Genomic DNA, 21,033 nt, shown 5'->3' on the forward strand with positions numbered 1-21,033 from the left:
TTTAATTTAATATCTTTAAACTATACAAGGGTTATGCACAAAAGACTGTTTTTAATCGCCATACTTGTTACAACACTTTTTAGCAGTTGTACTTTGTTTTCGCCTTCAGCGGGAAAACTGTATAAGAAGGCCTTAGCCAAACACAACCAATACGATGCGGTAATTGTTCCGGGTGTTCCGTTTAATGAACCTAAATGGGATAATGTGATGATGATGCGTGTTACCTGGGCGGTTCACCTCTATAAAAAAGGATTAACAAAAAACATTATCATGAGTGGTTCTTCGGTTTACTCACCATATGTGGAGGGAGCGATTATGAAACGCTACGCTGTTGCGTTAGGTGTGCCTGAAGAAAATGTTATTGTAGAAAGTAAGGCCGAACATTCAACCGAAAACGTATGGTATGGCTATCATTTGGCAAAATCAAAAGGATTTAATGCAATAGCTTTAGCTACAGATCCATTTCAAACAAAAATGGTATACCGATTTGGTAAAGTGAGAACAAAAGGGATTCATTTTTTACCGGTGATTTTCGATACGCTTAAAGATTTACCGCATGATACTCCGGAAATAAATTATGCTGATTTAAAAATTTCGAATTTCGTTCCTATTACAGAAAGAGAAAGTTGGAGAAAACGTTTTAGAGGAACACGTGGTAAAAACATTAACTACAAAGAAATTCCATCAGAAAAGATGGTAAACAATAACACTACTAATGTAGGCGAGGCCGGTCATGTAAATTAATTGGCCGGTCATCCATTTCCAGCTTTTTGTTTCTCTATATACAACGGCCATCGTACTCATACATTGCATCGCGAAAGCATAAAATACCAAAAGCGATAAACAAACGCCAAAACCATAAACAGGTTTTCCCGTTTCCGGATTTTTCTCCGAAACCAATTTCTCCCTTATCGAAGAAACATTCTCGGCATCGTTCGCGCTGTAAATAGTGGCCATGGTGCCAACAAACACTTCTCTGGCCGCGAAAGAGGTGATTAATGCAATTCCAATTTTCCAATCGAAACCCATCGGCTTGATAAGTGGCTCAATCTTCTTTCCTAAAATGCCGGCGTACGAATTCTCCAACTTCTCCGATTCCATTGTTTTCTCCAATTCTTCTCTTTGTAAATCGTTTGCAGTTTCAATTTGTAAAGCGTATTTGCTCTCTACCTGATCAAAAGAATCCCCCGGACCGTGCGAACTTAAAAACCATAACACTATAGATACTGCCAAAATGATTTTCCCGGCCTCCCACAAAAACACTTTTACTTTGTTGACAACAATAATGCCTATGCTTTTCCATTGCGGTAAACGGTACACCGGCAACTCCATTACAAAATAACTTTTCTCTTTATTCTTAATTATAAACTTCAACACAAAGGCCGTTAACATCGTTGCAGCAAATCCCAAGAAATACAATCCAAAAAGTGTAAGTCCCTTTAAGTTTAAAATTCCCAATACGGCATCATCCGGAATCATTAATGAAATTAATAAAGTATACACCGGTAAACGTGCCGAACAGCTCATTAGAGGAATGATGAAAATGGTAATTAGGCGTTCCTTTACATTACTGATAGTACGTGTGCCCAAAACCGAAGGAACCGCACACGCCACACCGCTAACAATGGGTATAACCGATTTTCCGTTTAAACCAAAGCGACGAAAAACTTTATCCATGATAAAACTTACACGCGCCATGTATCCTGAATCTTCCAGCAATCCAATAAAGAAAAACAATAAGGCGATTTGCGGAATAAAAATCACTACACCACTTAATCCAGCTAAAACACCATTCACTAACAAATCGGATAACTGTCCTTGAGGCAAGGCGCCGGCCGTTACTTCCATGGCCCAACCAAAAAAACTTTCAATCCAGTTCATAGGATATTCGGCCAGAAAGAAAATTATTTGGAACACCGAAAATAAAACAAACAGAAGTGTTAAATAGCCAAACACAGGGTGCGTAATAAATTTATCGGCGGTGTAAGACAGTTTGCGTGTGCTCTCTTGTGGCGATTTTACACAACGCGCGAAAATATAGTTTATAGTATTAAAGCGATATACTGTATCCTTCTCTTCGAATTGCTGAAGTTTAAGTTTATAATCCGCATCACCGGTAAATTGTGTTACGACTATTTCTCTGAAATTTTGTGCACCTGCCTTTACAACCTGAAGGCGCGTTGTTTCAATAAATGTATTAACAGATTCTTTCGCCTGCGTGATTTTTAGCTTTAAATCATCTAAGCCTTCTCCTGTGCGTGAATTTACCAGGGCAATTTTTACTCCCAGTAAACGACTGATTTCGGCAGCATCAATTTTTAAACCGGCTTTGTTAGCCTCATCAATCATGTTCAGCACAATAACAACAGGAATTTTTAAATCGATAACTTGGGTAGCCAGTAATAAATGTCTTTTTAAAGTAGACGCGTCGGTTACTACCACCGCCACATCGTGCTGAGTACCGTTTAAGCCGAGTAATTCCTTACAAGCTACTTCTTCATCCAATGATTTAGGAAATAAACTGTAAGTGCCCGGTAAATCGGTAATCTGTAATTTAAATTCTTCAGTACTTGTTTTAAGTTTTGTGTATCCGGTATGTTTGTCGACCGTTACCCCCGGGTAATTTCCGGTTTTTTGATTTAAACCTGTAAGCGCGTTGAATAAAGTTGTTTTTCCTGAATTAGGATTCCCTATCAGTGCTATGCTGATTGCTTTTATTTGGGCTGATACAGGGGACATAATTAATCTTCAAGCATCACCGCAGCGGCTTCTTGTTTGCGCATGCTAAGTTCATATCCCGATACTTCAATCGCAATTGGATCTCCTAAGGGGGCAATTTTTGTGAGCTTAATTTTCTCTCCGGGAAGACAACCCATTTCGATTAATTTCAAAGCCAAATCGCGCTGTGAAAATTCTTTTATCACGGCTATGTCTCCTGGCTTTAACTGATCGAGGGTTCTCATACCGAACAAAGATAATCATTCAGACAGGCTTTAACCATACCATAAACAAGGTATGAGCAAAATCAGACGATTTTACGCTTAAAGGCGAATTGCTTGTTTTCTAGACGAATAAGATTGATTCCGGCGTTTTTTCCTCTGATAAATTGCCCTGCTTTATCCCGCATTTCCAAGGCTTCTGCACCGTTAGAGGTAAGCCACCTTAAAACTTCCTCTGTATCATTAAGCTCGAAACTTCTCATCAAAACATTCAGTTCGTCTAAAACCGAAAGACTGTGATTACTTGCCAGACTATCTGTACCAATTACAATTTTACAATTTTGCGCGCGAAGTAAATTCACATCAGGCAAAGTGTTTTCGATAAATAGATTAGCATTGGGACATAAACACCAAAATAATTTTTTACTGTAACGATGTGCGAATTCGACATCCTCTTTGCTTGAAAATGTATTATGCACTAAAATTAAATTTCTATCGAAAGTTAAGCTTGGCAAATAGGTTTGCAGCGATGTTTTTCCTGAAGGCTTATAATAGGAAATATCAATGTTTAAATGCGCGTACAACTCTAACACACGTCCGGTTCCTCTCATAAAAAATTCATTTTCCGATTCGCTTTCCTGATTGTGTATAGTTAATGCTGCATTTTCTTGACAGTTTTTAGCTATTTGCTGCATCAACTCTAAGGAAACAGAATACGGTGCGTGCGGCACTACGGAAGAAGAATGATTTTTAATCTTTGTTTGTAATTCCTTCCCTCCCGCTATCACTTTATCTGCTAATTGCGGATTCAAAGCAATTAATTCAACAAACGTATGATAGTACATTTCACTCTGATCTTTATACTGAAAACTATCTACCGCGTTTGAAATATCTCCCACTGCCACTATGCCATTATCCCACATTTGTGCTTCCGCTATCAGCATGGCTTCCGCAATGATTTCTTGTGAAAACGAAAAACGCTTCGTCATCAATTCTTTTGCAAAACCAACAAAGCCTGTTTTCTGCGAAATCTGATTATACAGATGAGATAACTCTAAATGGCAATGCGCATTCACAAAACCAGGGGTAATAATTCCATCAAAAACTTCAATTTTACCCGCATCAATACTATCAGAAGAAATAGTTTCTGAATAACATCCTTTCTCATCCAGAACAATTACACTGCCCTTAGACAAAAACTTATTTCCGTCGAAAATTTGATTAGCCGTTATAAAGCGCATGAGGTAAAGGTAGTGAAAAGAGTAATTATGTCGTATCTTTGCATAATGGCTTCAAAAACCGATATACGCTCTCTTAGCCTTGAGCAATTAACCGATGCTTTAACCAAGCATGGGGAACCTTCGTTCAGAGCCAAGCAAGTTTACGATTGGCTTTGGGCCAAGCGCGCGGTTGATTTTGACGACATGAGTAATTTATCGAAGCCATTACGTGAATGGATGAAGGAAACCTTTACTATTAACGCGGTTGAAATTCACGACCTTCAAATCAGCTCTGATAAAACCATTAAATGCGCCATGCGTTTAAATGATGGTTATGTTGTAGAAAGTGTTTTAATTCCATCGGGAGATAGAATGACGGCTTGCATCTCTTCGCAAGTTGGTTGTAGTTTAACCTGTAAATTTTGTGCTACCGGTAAATTAAAACGCATGCGCAACTTAAATGCGGATGAAATTTTTGATCAGGTTGTTTTAGTAAAAAATTTAGCGCAGGAGAAATACGGCAAACCTCTTACCAACATCGTATATATGGGAATGGGAGAACCACTCTTGAACTATGCTGAGGTAATAACCTCTACCGAAAAAATTACTTCTCCGAAAGGATTAGGCATGAGTCCGCAACGCATCACCGTGTCTACAGCCGGTGTGGCGAAAATGATAAAAAAGATGGGTGACGATGGTGTAAAATTTAATGTCGCTTTATCTCTACACGCTGCCAATGATGAGAAAAGAAATCACATCATGCCTATCAATGAAACAAACTCATTGGATAATTTGGCGGAAGCGCTCAATTATTTTTACGATAAAACCGGAACTCGTGTCACTTTCGAATACATTGTCTTCAGAGATTTCAATGATACCATTAAGGATGCTCAAGAGTTGGCTGATTTTTGCAAACGTGTAAAATCCAAAGTGAACATCATTGAATACAATCCGATTGATGATGGTGAATTTAAGCAAACTACCCCCGAACGCTTAGCCGCTTTTGTACAACACCTCGAAAAAAACAAAATAATTGTGAATGTAAGACGCAGCAGAGGGAAAGATATTGATGCGGCATGCGGACAATTAGCCAATAAGAATAAACTGGCGCAGCAAGAACTGAAGTAACGAGCAACCACTTATAAAATTTTAACGGCCACCCTCCAATTTATTTTTTGAGATAGCCTTCAGAACCGTTAAATTTACTGACTATGTCGAGTACTACACAAAGCATTAAGGCACCTGTTGCCGAACACATGCGCATCTTTGAAGAAAAATTCAGAGGTTCCATGAAAAGCTCTGTGCCTTTACTTGACAAAATCACCAATTACATCGTTAAACGAAAAGGGAAGCAATTGCGCCCCATGTTTGTTTTCTTAAGCGCACAAACTGTAGGAACCATTAACGAAAGCACCTATCGCGCTGCTACGCTTATTGAATTATTACACACCGCGACTTTGGTACACGATGATGTAGTAGATGACAGCAATGAGCGTCGCGGATTTTTTAGCCTAAATGCACTTTGGAAAAATAAAATCGCGGTTTTAATTGGCGACTTTTTATTGTCACGCGGTTTATTGTTGTCGTTAGACAATGATGATTTTCATTTACTGAAAATTGTAAGTACGGCGGTAAAAGAAATGAGCGAAGGCGAATTATTACAAATTGAAAAAGCACGTCGCTTAGATATTTCCGAAGAAATTTACTACGAAATCATACGCCAGAAAACGGCGAGTTTAGTGGCGGCTTGTTGTTCCTGTGGTGCTGCCTCAGTTACACAAGATAAAAACACCATTGAGAAATTTAAAGAGTTTGGTATTCTTACAGGAATGGCGTTTCAGATTAAAGATGATTTGTTTGATTTCGGATCGAGTGAAGAAATCGGTAAACCTACCGGTATTGATATCAAAGAAAAGAAAATGACTTTGCCTTTAATCTATGCTCTTAATCAGAGTACGTGGTTGGAGAAACGCAAAATCATCAACATCATTAAAAATCACAACACCGATTCGGATAAAGTAAAAGTGGTTATTGATTTTGTAATTGAAAAAGGCGGAATTGCATATGCTGAAAAAGTAATGCACGACTATAAAAACAAAGCTTTAACCATATTGAAAGAATTTCCTGAATCCCCATCAAGAAACAGTCTTGAATTATTAGTTAATTATTCCATTGAACGTAAAAAATAAATTTATGCTTAGATTCATTTTCATTTTAACTGGATTAATTTTTCTTGCCTGCAACAGCAACGAAACAAAAAAAGAAACAACCGAAACACAAGTTTCGGATACGCTTAAAGTGTCAGGCTTAAAAAAAACAGGTGATCATTCTTACCTCATTGAACCGCCCGACTCTACTTACACAGGCGATTATGTAGACAAATACGAAAATGGTAATACTAAATTCAAAGGCTTCTTCCGTTTTGGTAAGCGCCACGGACAATGGATGGCTTGGTATGCAAACGGATTAATGTGGAGCGAATGTTTTTATGACAAAGGATTAAAGCACGGGGCTAATAATGTGTATTATGAAAACGGAAAATTACGTTACTCCGGATTTTTTAAAAATGATATGCGCGATAGCATCTGGGTTTTTTATGATGTACACGGTGTAGAAGTTCAGCGCTTAAAATTTAAGAACAACGAAGAGGTGCCCCTCTCAAAGTAAGGACTGGCGCGGGTTCCGGGGGTGTTGAATTTTAACACTTATCCACTTTTTTAACACATCTAAAACCATTTTTCATACCATTTTTGAAACCCTTTTGTTTTGTTTGGGTATAACCTAAACAGAATGCTGATAAATTACTTTCATAGATATTGGAGAAAATTTGTACGCGCGGGACTCAGTAAAGTTGAAACCCCTCACGACAGAAAAAGTTTGCTCTTTATCAATCGCATGAGTGTAATTAATGTGTTGTTGATGATAGGATTTTCAATTACCGCACCACTCTTCGATTTGCCGGATGTATTATATTTTACTTTGCCATTCATGGCCGCCTTTGGGCTACCACCATATTTTAATAAACTCGGTTATTTAAATTTCAGCAGGTATTATTTCGCGATAATACCTGTTGTGTTTTTGGCTGGTGTGTGCATTCAAAACAGCGCGGAGTTAGGCGATAAATATTTATTGTTAACTTCTGCGGCCATTCCCATCATCTTATTTAAAGAAAAGAAAAGCATTTATATTTTATTTGGTTTAAACATCTTAACCTTTTTCTTTATTACCTGGTATCAATCCGCCTTTGAGCCATTGGTTCAAATACCGGCCTATTTAAAAACCATTTATTCCACTTTCTCTTTATTAATTGTATTCTTTGTGATTTTCTTCATCATACTGAATTTTAAAACCAGCAGTGAAGAATATGAAGAAGAGCTGGAAGAAAAAAACAGAATCATCTCACAAAAAAATTCGGAGGTGCATGATAGTATAACGTATGCCAAACGTTTACAGGAAGCCATTATGCCACCGGTGGAAGAAATTTACAACTCAGTAGATGAAAGTTTTATTTTATACAAACCAAAAGATATAGTAGCCGGTGATTTTTATTTTGCCGACAAACAGGGCGATTACTTTTTTGTAGCCGCCGCCGATTGCACCGGACATGGTGTACCGGGAGCGATGGTGAGCGTAGTTTGCAGCAATGCGTTGAATAGAGCGGTGAATGAATTGAAATTAGTTAAGCCCGGTGAGATTTTAGATAAAGTAAGAGAATTGGTAGTAGAAACATTTCAGAAAAGTCATCACGATGTAAAGGATGGCATGGATATTTCGCTGTGCGTGATTAATCAGAAGACCTATGAGATTGCGTGGGCGGGAGCGAATAATCCTTTGTGGTATTTAAATGAAAACGAGGACGAATTAAAAGAAGTAACGGCAACCAAACAACCGGTTGGAAAAAGCGAAGATTACAAATCATTCACCACACACGTATTTAATTTAGCAAAAGGCGCCATGTTGTACTTGTTTACCGACGGTTATGCCGATCAGTTTGGCGGACCCAAAGGAAAAAAATTCAAATACAAGCAACTTGCCGATTTGATTATTGCCAATCGCAAATTACCGATGCGTGAACAATGCAAAATTTTAGAAAACGCCTTTACCAATTGGAAAGGCAATCTCGATCAGATTGACGACGTTTGCATAATCGGGTTGAAGTTATAGTAGACCCTCTCCCAAGGGAGAGGCGGAAATCCACGAACACTTTGTTCAATTTTTCTTAATGCTACAAATTGTGGCAAGACCTTTTATTTTTTCAGACCTAATTTTGAAAAAAATTAAATATGGTTAAGAAAAACGATGAGATTGTAATGGCTGATGATGCTATCTTAAACAAAATTTATATAATCAGAAACACAAAGGTTATGTTAGATAAAGACCTTGCTGCACTATATAACGTAGACACTCGGGATTTAAACAAAGCCGTTAAGAGAAATCTTCGAAGATTTCCGGAGGATTTTATGTTTCAACTTAATAATCAAGAATTTAAAAACTTGATGTTCCAAATTGGAACATCAAGTTGGGGCGGAACAAGACATTTGCCATATGCCTTTACAGAACAAGGCGTAGCCATGCTTTCCGGAATTCTAAATAGCGAAAGAGCCATCTCAGTGAACATACAAATCATGAGAATATTTGCGCGGGTAAGACAAATGTTAAGTGATAATACAGAATTACGTTTAGAGATTGAACAAATAAAAAAGAAGTTAAACAACCACGATAAAAATATAGAAGTTGTGTTTAGATATCTGGATGAACTCCTTGAGAAAAAAGAAGAACATTCCACAAAAAATAAAATCGGATTTAATTCATGAGCGAAAAAACAGAAATAATACATCAAAGCATCGAAAACAAAATTTATGTGATTCGAGGACAAAAGGTAATGCTGGATCGCGATTTGGCGGAATTATATGGAGTAGAAACGAAACAATTAAAAAGACAAGTTAATCGTAATGCAGAAAGATTTCCGGATGATTTTATGTTTGTTTTAACTGAAAACGAGCACACTCTTTTGAGGTGCCAAATTGGCACCTCAAACAATCACCGCGGCGGAACACGTTATTTACCTTATGCTTTCACTGAACACGGCATACTCATGCTATCAAGCGTACTAAACGGTACGCGAGCTATACAAGTTAACATACAAATCATGCGCACCTTTGCACGGTTACGTCAATTACTAACAGATAATACGGAGCTAAGATTAGATATCCAGAAAATTAAAGACAAACTCCATAACCACGATAAAAATATTGAAGTTGTGTTTAGATATCTGGATGAATTGCTGGAGAAAAAAGAAAAGTCTTCAGCCGCAGGTAAAATTGGATTTAAATAAAGTTGCACTTTAGTGAAACATTGATTATATTTGTATGGAACATAAAAAACTAAAGTATAGGTCTGTCATCTTTTACAAAGATTACTTTGATTTTTTCTTTGTTGAGCAAAAACAAAAAGTAAGAGATAAAATTATTTGGACGCTTGATTTAATTGAACAGCTTCAAAGAATTCCGGAAACCTATTTAAAACATATTGAGGGCACAAATGGCCTTTACGAAATACGTGTTCAGTTGAGTAGCAACATTTTTCGGATATTTTGTTTTTTTGATGAGGGACGTTTAGTTGTTTTAGCGAATGGCTTTCAAAAGAAATCGCAAAAGACCCCGAAACAGGAAATTGAAAAGGCATTAAGAATAAAAGAAGAATATTACCATGAAAAAGAACAAAACAAAAACCCTTGAACAATTCAAGGAGCAACATTACGGTAAGCATGGAACAAAAAAACGTGATAAGCTTGAAGAAGGTTTTGAAGCGTTTAAAATTGGCGCATTAATACAAGAAGCGCGCCTTCAAAAAGGTTTAACGCAAGAAGAACTGGCTCTTAAATGCGGAACTACCAAATCCTACATATCTAAAATTGAAAACAACATCAAGGAAGTGCGCATCTCCACTCTGCAAAAAATTGTTGAATTAGGCTTTGGCGGACATTTGCACTTATCAATTAAACTATAAATTTTGATTGGATAGAATTAAAAGAAGTATTAAAATGACTAAATTAGCTATACCAATCAGGATGAAAAAACCATCCTTATCTTGCAATAAGAACCGGATAAGGATGATTTAATCAGTCCTATATGGTAGTTACTGGTAAGTGGCGGACGGGCTTTTCGGTAGACAAAAATCTATTTCAACAAAGAATATTATTCTTATCTTAGTATTAGAGTTTGATGGCAGACACGGTAACAGTCATAAATGAAATAAGTAAACCTTACTATATGGACGCAAGCTTTTGGATAAGTAATATTGTTTCCGCAGCATTCGGGACTGTAGGAATAATTTTTTCGATTTTAAGTTTTAGGGAAGCTAAGAAAGCTAAGGACGAGGCTTCAAAAGCTGGCAACACTGTGAAAATTCAATCTATTATAATTGACATTATGGCTATATCTCAACAGTGCCAAATCAATCTGAATGCAGACTTTGAATCCGCAAGTAAAACATTAAATGATATAAGCTCAAGAGTAAGAAATATTTTAAGTGTTTCAAATTCTATTTTACTCTCTGAAAATGCTGATTTAAAAAATAAATTCGAGACAAATTTGAGCAACATTAGAGCTTCAATAAATTCAATTAATCCACTTCAGACTCCAGACATAGCAAATGTTGGTAACATTACATTTTATACCCTTGAACCTCATTTCGCAGCGATAAAAGATAATCTCGGAGACTTAAAGGGAATATTAGAAAGCAAATTATTAAACGGTTAAAACTATTAGAACATGGACATTAAAAATCAAATCGCAAAGCTAATCGCAAAGACACAAGAGGGAAAAGTTGATTGGAAAGCACTTAATGCTTCAGTGTTTCGTTGGACTATTAATGACGTCAATGGCACTATCATTATAAATTTTCAAGTGACACCGCAGGCTACACCACAGGGGCTTCAAGGGTTTAATCAGCCTAATCAGACCTTTATTTTTACTATGCAAAATTTAAACTCAAGTGAAGTGATAATTCAGTTGCAAGTAAATCGTTCAACTAATGCTGAGTACCTTGGACTAATGCAAAATTTATACTTGGTAATTGCACAAAAGACGCAAAAAAATACAGCTCAAATATTAGACAACCTGCTTGACAGATTATAAACTTTGTGCCGCCACCAACCAGTAACAGCACCTACTGGCCATTGGGCGGAAGTATAAGCGCAGCGCGCGCGGACAATTGGTGCTTCGCGAATTTAATTGCGGCGCTGCAAAAACATTTGTATCTTAATATAGACATTTGTGGTTATAGACAGTTGATGCTTCGAAAGCCCAACGGCCAGTAGCCGCAAAACGTTATAGGTAATTATAAATAGAAAATATGAGGGAATATAAAGATTTAAATTTGGGGTTCGGTGATGCCGAAAACTACAAAAAAAAAGAATTTAAAGAACTGTTAAATAGATATTTCATCCGTAACGATGAGCTATATGCCGTTTTAAAACCTACCAATTATTTCCTCGTTGGAGACAAAGGGACAGGTAAAACTGCATATTCCTTATATCTCGCTAACAACGACTTTTCTAATACTAGTTCTTACTTAAACTACATAAGAGAAACTGAGTACGTTAAATTCATTAAGCTTAAAAAGGAAAAGCATTTAACTCTTACTGAATATGCAAATATTTGGAAGGTGTTAATTTATTTATTGATTTCACAACAAATTCAGAAAAGCGAGAAGGAAACCGTGATATTTTCTAAGTTTTCTAAATTCCGACCACTCCAAGATGCAATAGATACTTTCTATAAATCAGCCTTTTCTCCTGAAATTATTTTTGCGCTTAACATTATTGATGAGACAAAAGAAGTTGCGGAACTTTTACACAAGGCGTTTAAAGTCGCTGGAGAAGAAAAACATAGTGAAACTTTTACCGAAAGTAAATTCCAAATTAATCTGCTTTACATTCAGAAAAAATTCGAAACTGCACTATCATCATTGAACTTAGAACGAAACCACATTTTATTTATTGATGGAATAGACATTCGACCAAGAAATATTCCTTTTGAAGATTATCTTGAATGTATTAAAGGATTAGCTAATGCCGTATGGACACTGAACAATGATTTCTTTTCTCAAGTAAAAGACTCTAAAGGACGATTAAAAGTAATGATGCTTGTTAGGCCAGATATTTTCTCCCTATTAGGGCTTCAGAATCTTAATAATAAAATTCGTGACAACGGTGTCCTTCTGGACTGGAAAACAACATATCCCGAATATAGGAATTCTGGTCTGTTTAAGATGGCTGATAATATTTTAAATTCTCAACAGACCGAATTTTTTGAATTAGGTAAATCGTGGGACTTTTATTTTCCTTTCAAGAACGAAACAAGAACTGGAAAGAAAGATGACTCGTTTGTTTCTTTTTTGCGCTTTTCCATGTTTCGACCACGGGACATTGTTACAATGATGAAAATTTTGCAAGAAAATGTGAAACTGGAAGTGGATAGAAAACTACCCATAATCGATGAAGTTGATTTTGAAAATTCAACCTTTAGATCAAAATACTCCGATTACCTGCTGGGAGAAATAAAGGACTATCTCGCTTTTTATCATTCTGATTCAGATTATGAGATATTTCTAAAATTCTTTGAATTTTTAAACGGCAAAACTTCTTTTGTATATGATGAATTTATGTTTTGTTATAATCAATTTGCGGATCATATCGAGAAGAATTCGATTGAGGTGCCAATATTTTTCGGTTCAAGTGATAAATTCCTTCAGTTTCTCTTTGACCTAAATGTTATTTGCTATATAGAAGATACCGTTGATTCAGAACCTCATATTCACTGGTCTTATAGAGAAAGGACTTATTCTAACATTAATCCAAAAGTGAAGGAGGGTGTTCGATATTCAATCCATTATGGACTTCAAAAAGCATTTAACACAGGTAAAAGGTTTGAAAAGAGAACTATTAAGACTACAAGAAAAATTGACAATAAATAACTACCGCTAACAGCACATTGGCAAAATGCCGCCCGACATAAAATAATTGCCGCGCGAAAAGCGCGGCAGACAATAATGAAGGCGGCACTTCGCCAATCCGCAAGCCGTTACCTCTACGCTTTCTCGCTTACGCTATCGCGTTAGAACATTTGTTGTTTAAGGAATCTCAGAAAAATTTGATCACAACTTATCGTACTCGCTCTTCACAAACAACGCTAACTCTTTTACGTACTCCGGCGAGAAATTAAATTCTATGCCGGCTGCTTTGTAAATTTCAGGAATGGTTTTGGTGTAACCTAAAGCTAAAGCGGTTTTGTATTGCTCAATGGCCTGCTTAGGATTTTTCTTATAATTTCTCCAAACCGCAATGGCGCCTAATTGCGCGAAACCGTATTCAATATAATAAAACGGTACTTCAAATAAATGCAATTGCACCTGCCAACGGCGCTTCAAATTGGCTTCCAATCCCTCGTAATTCACTACCCCGCTGCCAAAGTCTTTCATGATTTGTGTCCAGGCCGCATAACGGTCGACAACACTATGCTCGGGGTTTTCATAAATCCAATGCTGGAATTTATCCACGGCAGCAATCCACGGCAAAGCATCCAACACACTTTCTAATTGCTGGCGCTTGGCGCGCTTTAAATCATCAGCATTCGGAAAAAATGAATCCCAATGTTCCATTGAGATTAACTCCATGCTCATACTCGCTAACTCTGCCACTTCACTTGGCGGTGATTTAAAGTCCACTAAATCCAAAGGAATATCTAAGAAAGAATGAATGGCATGTCCGCCTTCGTGCACCATCGTCACCATGTCGCGGTGTAAGCCAACGGCATTCATAAATATAAACGGAATCTCCGTTTCATATAATGGATATTGGTAGCCCCCCGGTGCTTTTCCTAAGCGGGATTCTAAATCCAATCGTCCCATTTTATCCATGGTCTTAACGCAATCTGCAAACCAAGGATCAATTTTATTAAAACAATCAATGGTCTTTTCGGTTAGGTCCTTACCGTTAGTAAATGGTTTTAACGGCGGTTTGCCTTCAGCATCCACTTCTTTGTCCCATGGACGGTAATCATTTAATTTTAATAATTCCTTACGCTTTTTCTCTTGCTCCGTCACTAAAGGTACCACATGCTTTTGCACAGCCTCGTGAAAGTTTAAGCAATCTTTTACCGTGTAATCAAAACGCCCTAAGGATTGATGTTTAAAATCACGGAAGTTTTTAAAGCCGGTGTTTAATGCCACCTGATGGCGCAATTTAATAAGCTCCGTATATAAATCGTTTAATGAAGTTTCATCCTGCGCGCGGCGGTTCTGAATTTTGTGGTACACTTCTTCACGCACATTGCGGTTAAGGTCTTTTAAAAACACCGATGCCTTTTGCAAAGTCATTTTTTCACCGTTATGCTCAATGCTCTGCGCGCCGGAAATTTCTCCAAAGTGCTGTTCCTTTTGTTGCAACTCCGTTAACAGTGGAATGTTTTTCTCTCTGAATAATTCAATGCTGTTTTTAATCCCACGCAGATAAACAAAATATTTATCCTTGTTTAAACTGTTTACAAATGGAGATTCCACCAGTTTTTTATTCAGCTCATTGCTGATTGGAGAAATGTGCGGCTCGATGTTCACCACAAAATCATTGAAGCTGTTGCGTAGTTCTTCATTGGCGGTATCGCAGGTCATTTTGATATAACGCCAGGCCATGTTCTCGCTCACTACGGCACCGAGTTCATTATAATCCTTCAGCCATTTTTCTAACTCAGCTTCGGATGAAATAGTTCTGTTTTGTAAATCCTTAAAATAAGGCTCTAACAATTCCCACGTTGTAATGGTAAAATCTTTTGGTATGTAGTTGCGTTGCATATAAACCCGTTGTTGACCTCACCCTTAATCCCTCTCCTTTTAGGAGAGGGGGGACCGCTTGCGGTGGGTGAGGTTTATTTAAATTCTAAATGTTGATTCTTTTCCGATTTTGTCGAAGTTCTCTTGCAACCAGGCATCAGCGGCTTTGTAACCTAGTTCCTTAATGTGCATGAGAAAATCCCATGATGTATTTAGTTTACTCGATAAATTTAAATCGCCTAAATGCGCATCGGCACTAATATGATGAATATGCACTTTTTGCGCCTTATCATCTATTTTAATTCCTTTGGCAATTAAATCCTGTTTGAACTGTATGTGTTTTAATTCGTGCATTAATGCGGAGTTAAAACTTATTTCATTCACTCGGTCTTTAATCTCTTCAATGTTCGACGGTACGTTTTTTATTTTAATCGGATTAATTTGAATTAATAAAATATCGTCAGCGTCTTCGGTATGTTCAATTAAGGGCTCTAAAGGAGGATTTCCCATATAACCGCCATCCCAATAATATTCTCCGTCAATTTCAACCGCTTTATACAAGTAAGGCAAACAAGCCGAAGCTAAAATCGCTTTCGCTGAAATTTCAGATGGGCCAAAAACTTTCGGTTCACAGGTGCGCACATTGGTTGCGCAAACAAATAATTTAGGCGGATTAAATTTATGAAGTTCGTTAAAGTCGATTAAATCGTTCAATATTTTTTCGAGCGGATTAAAGCCAAGCGGATTAAATTGCGAAGGCGCTAAGTTTTCTGTTGTCATGCTGAAAAATTTGTAAGTAGGCGAATAGTCCATGTTCCCTTTACTTACCATTTTATCAAACCACGTAGGTTGCAATCCGGATAATTTTCCTGCTTCGGAAATTTTATGCCAGAACTTCACGAGCAAATGCTTCGCCATATTCCGGCCACCTTTATTTAAACCGTAAATGGTACAAACCCCATTCATGGCGCCGGCACTGGTGCCGCAAATTCCCTCGATATCAATGCGCTCATCATCCAATAGGCGATCAATAATGCCCCATGAATAAGCTCCGTGCGCTCCTCCACCCTGAAGGGCTAAGTCAATTTTTTTTGTTTTCATATTACTATTAATCCTTTCCGTCTAATAACTCCGTAAAATTGTGTCTCAATCCCTGAAGGGTAAAATCAAGTTCTCTTGTCCCTTTATTTAACTCAAACCTACTAACTTGTATATTTGCTCATTAAACCTCAGAATTGATTTTTCTCCTTCATGGTAAATTTAAATAAAAGTATCTTTGCATTATGCAGGAAAATACCCAAGAACTCATAAATTATTTGTCTGGTTTTGTTAGCGATAGAAGAAAACAACGTTTACACGATGTTTTAGAAGAGAGAATGCGTCACATGACCGTTGTTTTGGAAGATGTATATCAGGCGCATAATGCCAGCGCAGTGTTGCGCAGTTGCGATTGCTTTGGTGTGCAGGATGTGCACTTCATTGAGAACAGAAATAATTTCAAAATCAGTGAAGATGTGTCGATGGGCTCCACGCAATGGTTGAGTATTTATAAATACAGAGAGAAAGAAAACAATACTAAAAAGTGTTTGCAGGATTTAAAGAGCAAAGGCTACAGAATTGTGGCTACCACGCCGCATAAGGACGATTGCACGATTTCTGAATTGGATGTGAGTAAACCATTTGCTTTGGTATTTGGTACAGAAATAGATGGTATAACACAGGATGTTTTTGAGGTGGCGGATGAGTTTGTGAAAATTCCGATGTACGGATTTACCGAGAGTTTTAATATCAGTGTGAGCGCGGCTTTATGCATGTATGAACTTACGACACGCATCCGCAAACAAAATATTCCTTATCAACTGAGCGAAAAAGAAAAAGAAGAAATTTATCTGGAATGGCTAAAAGCTTCGATTAGCAAACCGGATTTGATTATAAAGGATTATTATAGTAAGAAGTGATTTCGCGTCGAGTGAAGTTATGACGTGTAATATTTACTCTGTCAGTTCGAGCGGAGTCGAGAACTAAAACAGTTTTTAATGCGTCTCGACTTCGCTCGACGTGACACTAATACTTACTTCCGCTTGTGCCGATATTTTCCACCGGATGCCAGGTGGTTTTTTAAAATCAATGTGATCCGAAAAAGTGAGTCAAGCATCTATTTGATGCTTTCCACCTCATATAGTATTGCGTAATCTATTCTGTCTATTACCTTACATTGGTACTTAGTATTTAAGGCCAGCTTTAAACTATCTTCCGAAATCAAAACTCTTTCGCCAACATTAAAATCCACATCTCCTTTAATTCGCATGTCTTGCCTTTTTTCACGTAAAACATATTTGTAAAAAAGTAAGGAACCGTTATAATTAGAGGTAAGGATACTCAGTCCATTCAGGTTGCTTTTTGCTTTGATCTTTTTGTGCAGATATATTTCACATGCTTCAAGCTTTTTCTCACCATTAGCTATTGTATTCCCCTGCGATCTGCGAAAAGCCACTGAAAATGGCCAAACAAATATGATCATAATTACAAGCACCAGGTGTAGTGTTTTAACATTATCTATACTAAAAAGTGAAGTAATGATTTTCATTATACCATAACCTACTAGAACAGCCATAAGTGGATACAAAGGCATATCATACCATTCAAGTTTAGTTGTGGAAAGAGAAATTATTATCAAATAAGAAATCAAACAATAAATAATTGTATCTAATATTATTTGAATTTTATCAGTAATAAGATTTTTACGCGACCAAAAGTGATAACTAATTGAAATAATCAGAAGTGCGAACCATGTTGCAAACCTTTTATAAAATAAACTATCAATATAAAAACTAAACGGTTCGCCATGGCTCTCAACGGCAACAAGTAATCTGCCAGCGTCCTTAAAAAGTAATTCCTTTAAATAGCCCTTTGTGTCACTTTCCCTTAAATACACTAACATACCGTTAAAAAACAAGAACAATAAAATGCCAAATACAAAGTAACGGCTGAGAATAAACTCTTTCGTTTTTCCTTTTTTGTATAAAACGAATACCATTGCAGGAACAAACAAAAGTGCGGCAAATAGCTTTGTCGCAAACGCAAGAGTTAAAAACAAAAAGAAGAAGCCGACATGCTTTTGGTTTCCTTCAATAAGAAATTTTATAAAAAACAATAAGCTACAAAAAACAAACAATGTAAGAGTTGCATCAGCTTCGCCAGTCCTTGCAGTATGAAATCCGATAAACCCATTTGATACTAAAAGCACCAATGCGCTTATCCAGGCCATAAGTACATTAAAATGCTTTTTTACAAAAGAAAAAACTAACATTATTACTACTGCGGTAGCAATAGCAGAAGGAAGTCTTACTGCCAACTCGTTATAGCCAAGCAGCTTTACAAAAGGTATTTGTATCCAAGACGTAAGTGGTGGTTTGGTATTAAAAAGATCCGGTTCATTGTTGAAGTATAAAGAAAAATAATTTGAATTATTCATCATTTCATAAGTGTTCACCGCGAACATTGACTCGTCCCACCACCGCAAATGAAAACTGTCCAGTTTTATAAAAACAATCAAGTAAATCAGGGCGAACAACCCAATATACTGAAAGAAAGAAGTTGATTTACTTGATTTCATAATACTACTATCACATTTAACCCTTATTCCTGATACCCTTAAAGTTCAAACACAACAATCTAAATAATTCAGTAGTATTGGTTAGTTTCATCCGAATCCACCCTCAATACTTACTTCCGCTTGTGCCGATATTTTCTACCGGATGCCAGGTGGTTTTGATTTCCTGAAGGTCTTGAATTAAATAAGGGTTTTGCGAATCGGCTTTGGTCCAGTCTTTGTCCCAATAAAACACGCGCTTCACATTTAAAGAAGCATTTTCACCAATGGTTTTTATTTCTTCCTTCTTATTACGGCAGTAAATTAAAGCGTTTACATCCATATGTGAAGAAAAATGCGAATGCAACTCTTCGGACGTACCGGTTAAAATATTCACTACACCGCCGGGTAAATCGGAAGTGGCTAATACTTCACCTAATGTGATACTGCATAATGGCATTTTTTCGGAGGCTAAAACGACACATACGTTTCCACCCGCAATAACCGGTGCAATAACAGAAACTAATCCTAAGAGAGAAGATTTTTCAGGCGCTACAATGCTTACTACTCCCATTGGTTCCGGCACCGAAAAGTTGAAGTGTGAGGAGGAAACCGGATTTACCGTAGAGAACATTTGCTGATACTTATCGCACCATCCTGCATAATACACCCAACGGTCGACAGATAGCTGCACTTCAGCTTCTGCCTGTTTTTTGGTTAAGCCTTGTTGCACTAACTCGTTGACAAATTGCTCTTTTCTTCCTTCCAGCATTTCCGCTACACGGTATAAAATTTGTCCGCGGTTAAAATGAGTTTTTCCGCTCCAGCCTGCGAAGGCCGAACGCGCTGCTACCTCAGCATTACGAAAATCTTTGCGTGAGGATAGACTCACGTTAGCGATCACTTCTTTCTTTGCATTCATGAGTGTATAATAACGGCCGCTTTCGGTACGGGGAAACTGACCGCCGATATATAATTTGTAGGTTTTTAAAACTTCTATTCGTGACATTGCTTAAAATTACAACTTTCAGGACTAAAGCCCAAGCAGAATATATTCACACAACCACTGCCTTAAGGTGGTCATTTCAGGGCTAAAGCCCAGGTACAGTGCTTTGTTTAACAGCGGCCTTAAGGCCGCTGTTAGTTAATACTCGAGATTGGGCTTTAGCCCTGAGGATATAACGAAAACTACTTATAACAAACCCGTAAAAAAGCGCGTAATGCTTTGTTAGACGCTTTTGGCGATTCTAAAAATCCCATATGACCGTCGTGCTCCAGGTATAATAAATGTCGGTTCTGAATTTTTTGTGACTGCTCCATTAATTGCCAGGCAGGCAAAACATTATCATGCTCCCCTATCACCATCATAATGGGATATTCCACTAATCCTAAAATCACACTGCGGTCCGGACGATCCTTCATGCCTTCCAATGCAGAAATAATCCCCTGCTTTTTAGTTTTACCTGCTATTTTAGAAGCAAAGGCCAATTCCTTTTTTAAATATTTTAAATTTTTAGAGGCAAAAAGATTTCTTATCACTTCTGTTGTGTATATACGGTGATTCGCCTTCACCACTTTTATTGAACGGGTTCTGTCGCGTTTTTTTTCTTCACTATCAGCGTAAGCTGAGGAATGATATAAGCAAATCCCTTTGATATTATCAGGAAACAAATCTGCAAAAGCTAAGGCCGCGTAACCACCCATGCTATGTCCAACTAAAACGTATTTCTTTAAATGCAAATGATCCAACACCGCTTTCACGCTTTTGGCTAAAAGATCCATGGTGTGTACATACCCGAAATTATCAGAGCCGCCATGTCCGGGTAAATCAATAGCGATAACGCGATAGGATTTAGAAAGATTAGAAATAGTTTGCTCCCAAATTTCGTGCGAACCTAAAAAACCATGCAGCAAAACAACGACTCTTCCTTTCCCGGCATCGGAAAAATGAATGTCACCGTTTTTGAATTTTGCTTTCTTTATCATTTAAATTCCTTTAAACTCCAAACTGCTTTAAATGATGATCGAGATGCTTGTACTGAAGTATATCCCATTCTTCAGCAATCATGGGTCCAAAGAAGGAATGTACTTTATTGGTAATTCCATTGGGACCTTTAGCGCTGAATTCCTGAAGTTTCTCAATCAGTTTCTTTCTTTCCATTTCAAATTGCATGGGATTCGGAACGAGAAAATGCGGGTCAGTCGGAAGATTCTTTGGGAAAACTGTACTTCCAATGATGTATTTTTTCTTGAACATTTTTCCGAACAACAAACTCATTAGATTACGTTTGCTGGGAATTTCACCGTGTGCCATTTTGAGAGGAGCAATGCAATGTGCCATTAATTGTGCAGCGTTCATTTTTCCCCAATGCGGTTTTGATTCGGGAGTAACTTTATTGATCCGTGCTATTAATTCTTCAACGTCGCTTTGTTTAAACAAACTCTTCATAAA

22 protein-coding genes are annotated in these 21,033 nt (G+C 37.4%); 13 read left to right on the plus strand and 9 right to left on the minus strand.

Going from position 1 to position 21,033, the window contains the following annotated elements; all coding sequences use genetic code 11:
• Positions 1 to 33: 33 nt before the first annotated feature.
• Positions 34 to 744 carry a YdcF family protein gene (locus J0L69_01545; GenBank protein MBN8691844.1) on the plus strand — a complete coding sequence of 237 codons (711 nt, stop codon included), beginning with the start codon at positions 34 to 36 and terminating at the stop codon, positions 742 to 744.
• On the opposite strand, the gene feoB is transcribed toward J0L69_01545, so the two are convergent.
• The 3 genes from feoB to J0L69_01560 form a co-directional block, all read right to left on the minus strand.
• Complete coding sequence (gene feoB / locus J0L69_01550) at positions 685 to 2,739, minus strand: ferrous iron transport protein B (GenBank protein MBN8691845.1); 2,055 nt, start codon at positions 2,737 to 2,739, stop codon at positions 685 to 687. The genes J0L69_01545 and feoB overlap by 60 nt on opposite strands.
• 2 nt (positions 2,740 to 2,741) lie before the next feature.
• Positions 2,742 to 2,963 carry a ferrous iron transport protein A gene (locus tag J0L69_01555; protein MBN8691846.1) on the minus strand — a complete coding sequence of 74 codons (222 nt, stop codon included), beginning with the start codon at positions 2,961 to 2,963 and terminating at the stop codon, positions 2,742 to 2,744.
• Positions 2,964 to 3,025: 62 nt separating this feature from the next.
• Positions 3,026 to 4,180, minus strand: coding sequence for an amidohydrolase family protein (locus J0L69_01560; protein MBN8691847.1), 1,155 nt, complete (start codon positions 4,178 to 4,180; stop codon positions 3,026 to 3,028).
• A gap of 27 nt (positions 4,181 to 4,207) precedes the next feature.
• Between J0L69_01560 and rlmN the strand changes: the two genes are divergently transcribed.
• The 11 genes from rlmN to J0L69_01615 all read left to right on the plus strand — a co-directional run bounded on the left by rlmN (position 4,208) and on the right by J0L69_01615 (position 13,138).
• Entirely contained in the window at positions 4,208 to 5,287 is a 1,080-nt protein-coding gene (rlmN, locus tag J0L69_01565) for a 23S rRNA (adenine(2503)-C(2))-methyltransferase RlmN (GenBank protein MBN8691848.1), read from the plus strand.
• An 83-nt stretch (positions 5,288 to 5,370) separates the two neighbouring features.
• Positions 5,371 to 6,348, plus strand: a complete 978-nt coding sequence (locus J0L69_01570; GenBank protein ID MBN8691849.1) for a polyprenyl synthetase family protein — start codon at positions 5,371 to 5,373, stop codon at positions 6,346 to 6,348.
• Between the two features lie 4 nt (positions 6,349 to 6,352).
• Complete coding sequence (locus tag J0L69_01575) at positions 6,353 to 6,826, plus strand: hypothetical protein (protein ID MBN8691850.1); 474 nt, start codon at positions 6,353 to 6,355, stop codon at positions 6,824 to 6,826.
• Between the two features lie 123 nt (positions 6,827 to 6,949).
• On the plus strand, positions 6,950 to 8,323 hold the full coding sequence (locus J0L69_01580) for a SpoIIE family protein phosphatase (GenBank protein MBN8691851.1): 1,374 nt from the start codon (positions 6,950 to 6,952) through the stop codon (positions 8,321 to 8,323).
• A 146-nt stretch (positions 8,324 to 8,469) separates the two neighbouring features.
• Entirely contained in the window at positions 8,470 to 8,973 is a 504-nt protein-coding gene (locus tag J0L69_01585; protein MBN8691852.1) for an ORF6N domain-containing protein, read from the plus strand.
• On the plus strand, positions 8,970 to 9,494 hold the full coding sequence (locus J0L69_01590) for an ORF6N domain-containing protein (GenBank protein MBN8691853.1): 525 nt from the start codon (positions 8,970 to 8,972) through the stop codon (positions 9,492 to 9,494). The genes J0L69_01585 and J0L69_01590 overlap by 4 nt, the downstream gene beginning before the upstream one ends.
• A gap of 34 nt (positions 9,495 to 9,528) precedes the next feature.
• Positions 9,529 to 9,897, plus strand: a complete 369-nt coding sequence (locus J0L69_01595; GenBank protein MBN8691854.1) for a type II toxin-antitoxin system RelE/ParE family toxin — start codon at positions 9,529 to 9,531, stop codon at positions 9,895 to 9,897.
• On the plus strand, positions 9,869 to 10,168 hold the full coding sequence (locus J0L69_01600) for a helix-turn-helix transcriptional regulator (GenBank protein MBN8691855.1): 300 nt from the start codon (positions 9,869 to 9,871) through the stop codon (positions 10,166 to 10,168). The genes J0L69_01595 and J0L69_01600 overlap by 29 nt, the downstream gene beginning before the upstream one ends.
• A 215-nt stretch (positions 10,169 to 10,383) precedes the next feature.
• The gene (locus J0L69_01605; protein MBN8691856.1) at positions 10,384 to 10,920 is read left to right on the plus strand and encodes a hypothetical protein; all 537 of its coding nucleotides are present in this window, start codon (positions 10,384 to 10,386) and stop codon (positions 10,918 to 10,920) included.
• A gap of 12 nt (positions 10,921 to 10,932) precedes the next feature.
• Positions 10,933 to 11,298 carry a hypothetical protein gene (locus tag J0L69_01610; GenBank protein MBN8691857.1) on the plus strand — a complete coding sequence of 122 codons (366 nt, stop codon included), beginning with the start codon at positions 10,933 to 10,935 and terminating at the stop codon, positions 11,296 to 11,298.
• Positions 11,299 to 11,515: 217 nt separating this feature from the next.
• A complete protein-coding gene (locus J0L69_01615; GenBank protein MBN8691858.1) occupies positions 11,516 to 13,138 on the plus strand; it encodes a funZ protein in 1,623 nt (540 codons plus the stop codon).
• A 180-nt stretch (positions 13,139 to 13,318) separates the two neighbouring features.
• On the opposite strand, the gene J0L69_01620 is transcribed toward J0L69_01615, so the two are convergent.
• Positions 13,319 to 15,010: a M3 family oligoendopeptidase gene (locus tag J0L69_01620; protein MBN8691859.1), complete on the minus strand. Its 1,692-nt coding sequence runs from the start codon at positions 15,008 to 15,010 to the stop codon at positions 13,319 to 13,321.
• 78 nt (positions 15,011 to 15,088) lie between these two features.
• Complete coding sequence (locus J0L69_01625; protein ID MBN8691860.1) at positions 15,089 to 16,090, minus strand: patatin-like phospholipase family protein; 1,002 nt, start codon at positions 16,088 to 16,090, stop codon at positions 15,089 to 15,091.
• Between the two features lie 182 nt (positions 16,091 to 16,272).
• Here J0L69_01625 and J0L69_01630 point away from each other — a divergent pair, with 182 nt between their 5' ends.
• Positions 16,273 to 16,947 carry an RNA methyltransferase gene (locus J0L69_01630; protein MBN8691861.1) on the plus strand — a complete coding sequence of 225 codons (675 nt, stop codon included), beginning with the start codon at positions 16,273 to 16,275 and terminating at the stop codon, positions 16,945 to 16,947.
• Positions 16,948 to 17,144: 197 nt separating this feature from the next.
• Here J0L69_01630 and J0L69_01635 read toward each other — a convergent pair whose 3' ends face one another.
• The 4 genes from J0L69_01635 to J0L69_01650 form a co-directional block, all read right to left on the minus strand.
• The gene (locus J0L69_01635; GenBank protein MBN8691862.1) at positions 17,145 to 18,605 is read right to left on the minus strand and encodes a glycosyltransferase family 39 protein; all 1,461 of its coding nucleotides are present in this window, start codon (positions 18,603 to 18,605) and stop codon (positions 17,145 to 17,147) included.
• 103 nt (positions 18,606 to 18,708) lie between these two features.
• Complete coding sequence (locus J0L69_01640) at positions 18,709 to 19,590, minus strand: aldehyde dehydrogenase family protein (protein MBN8691863.1); 882 nt, start codon at positions 19,588 to 19,590, stop codon at positions 18,709 to 18,711.
• Positions 19,591 to 19,769: 179 nt separating this feature from the next.
• Positions 19,770 to 20,567 (minus strand): alpha/beta hydrolase, encoded by a 798-nt coding sequence (locus J0L69_01645; GenBank protein ID MBN8691864.1) that lies wholly within the window; start codon positions 20,565 to 20,567, stop codon positions 19,770 to 19,772.
• A gap of 10 nt (positions 20,568 to 20,577) precedes the next feature.
• Complete coding sequence (locus J0L69_01650; GenBank protein MBN8691865.1) at positions 20,578 to 21,030, minus strand: DUF1569 domain-containing protein; 453 nt, start codon at positions 21,028 to 21,030, stop codon at positions 20,578 to 20,580.
• Between the last annotated feature and the right edge of the window lie 3 nt (positions 21,031 to 21,033).

It is taken from the genome of Bacteroidota bacterium, assembly GCA_017303905.1.
In the GTDB taxonomy this organism is placed as follows: domain Bacteria; phylum Bacteroidota; class Bacteroidia; order B-17B0; family Aurantibacillaceae; genus JAHEYG01.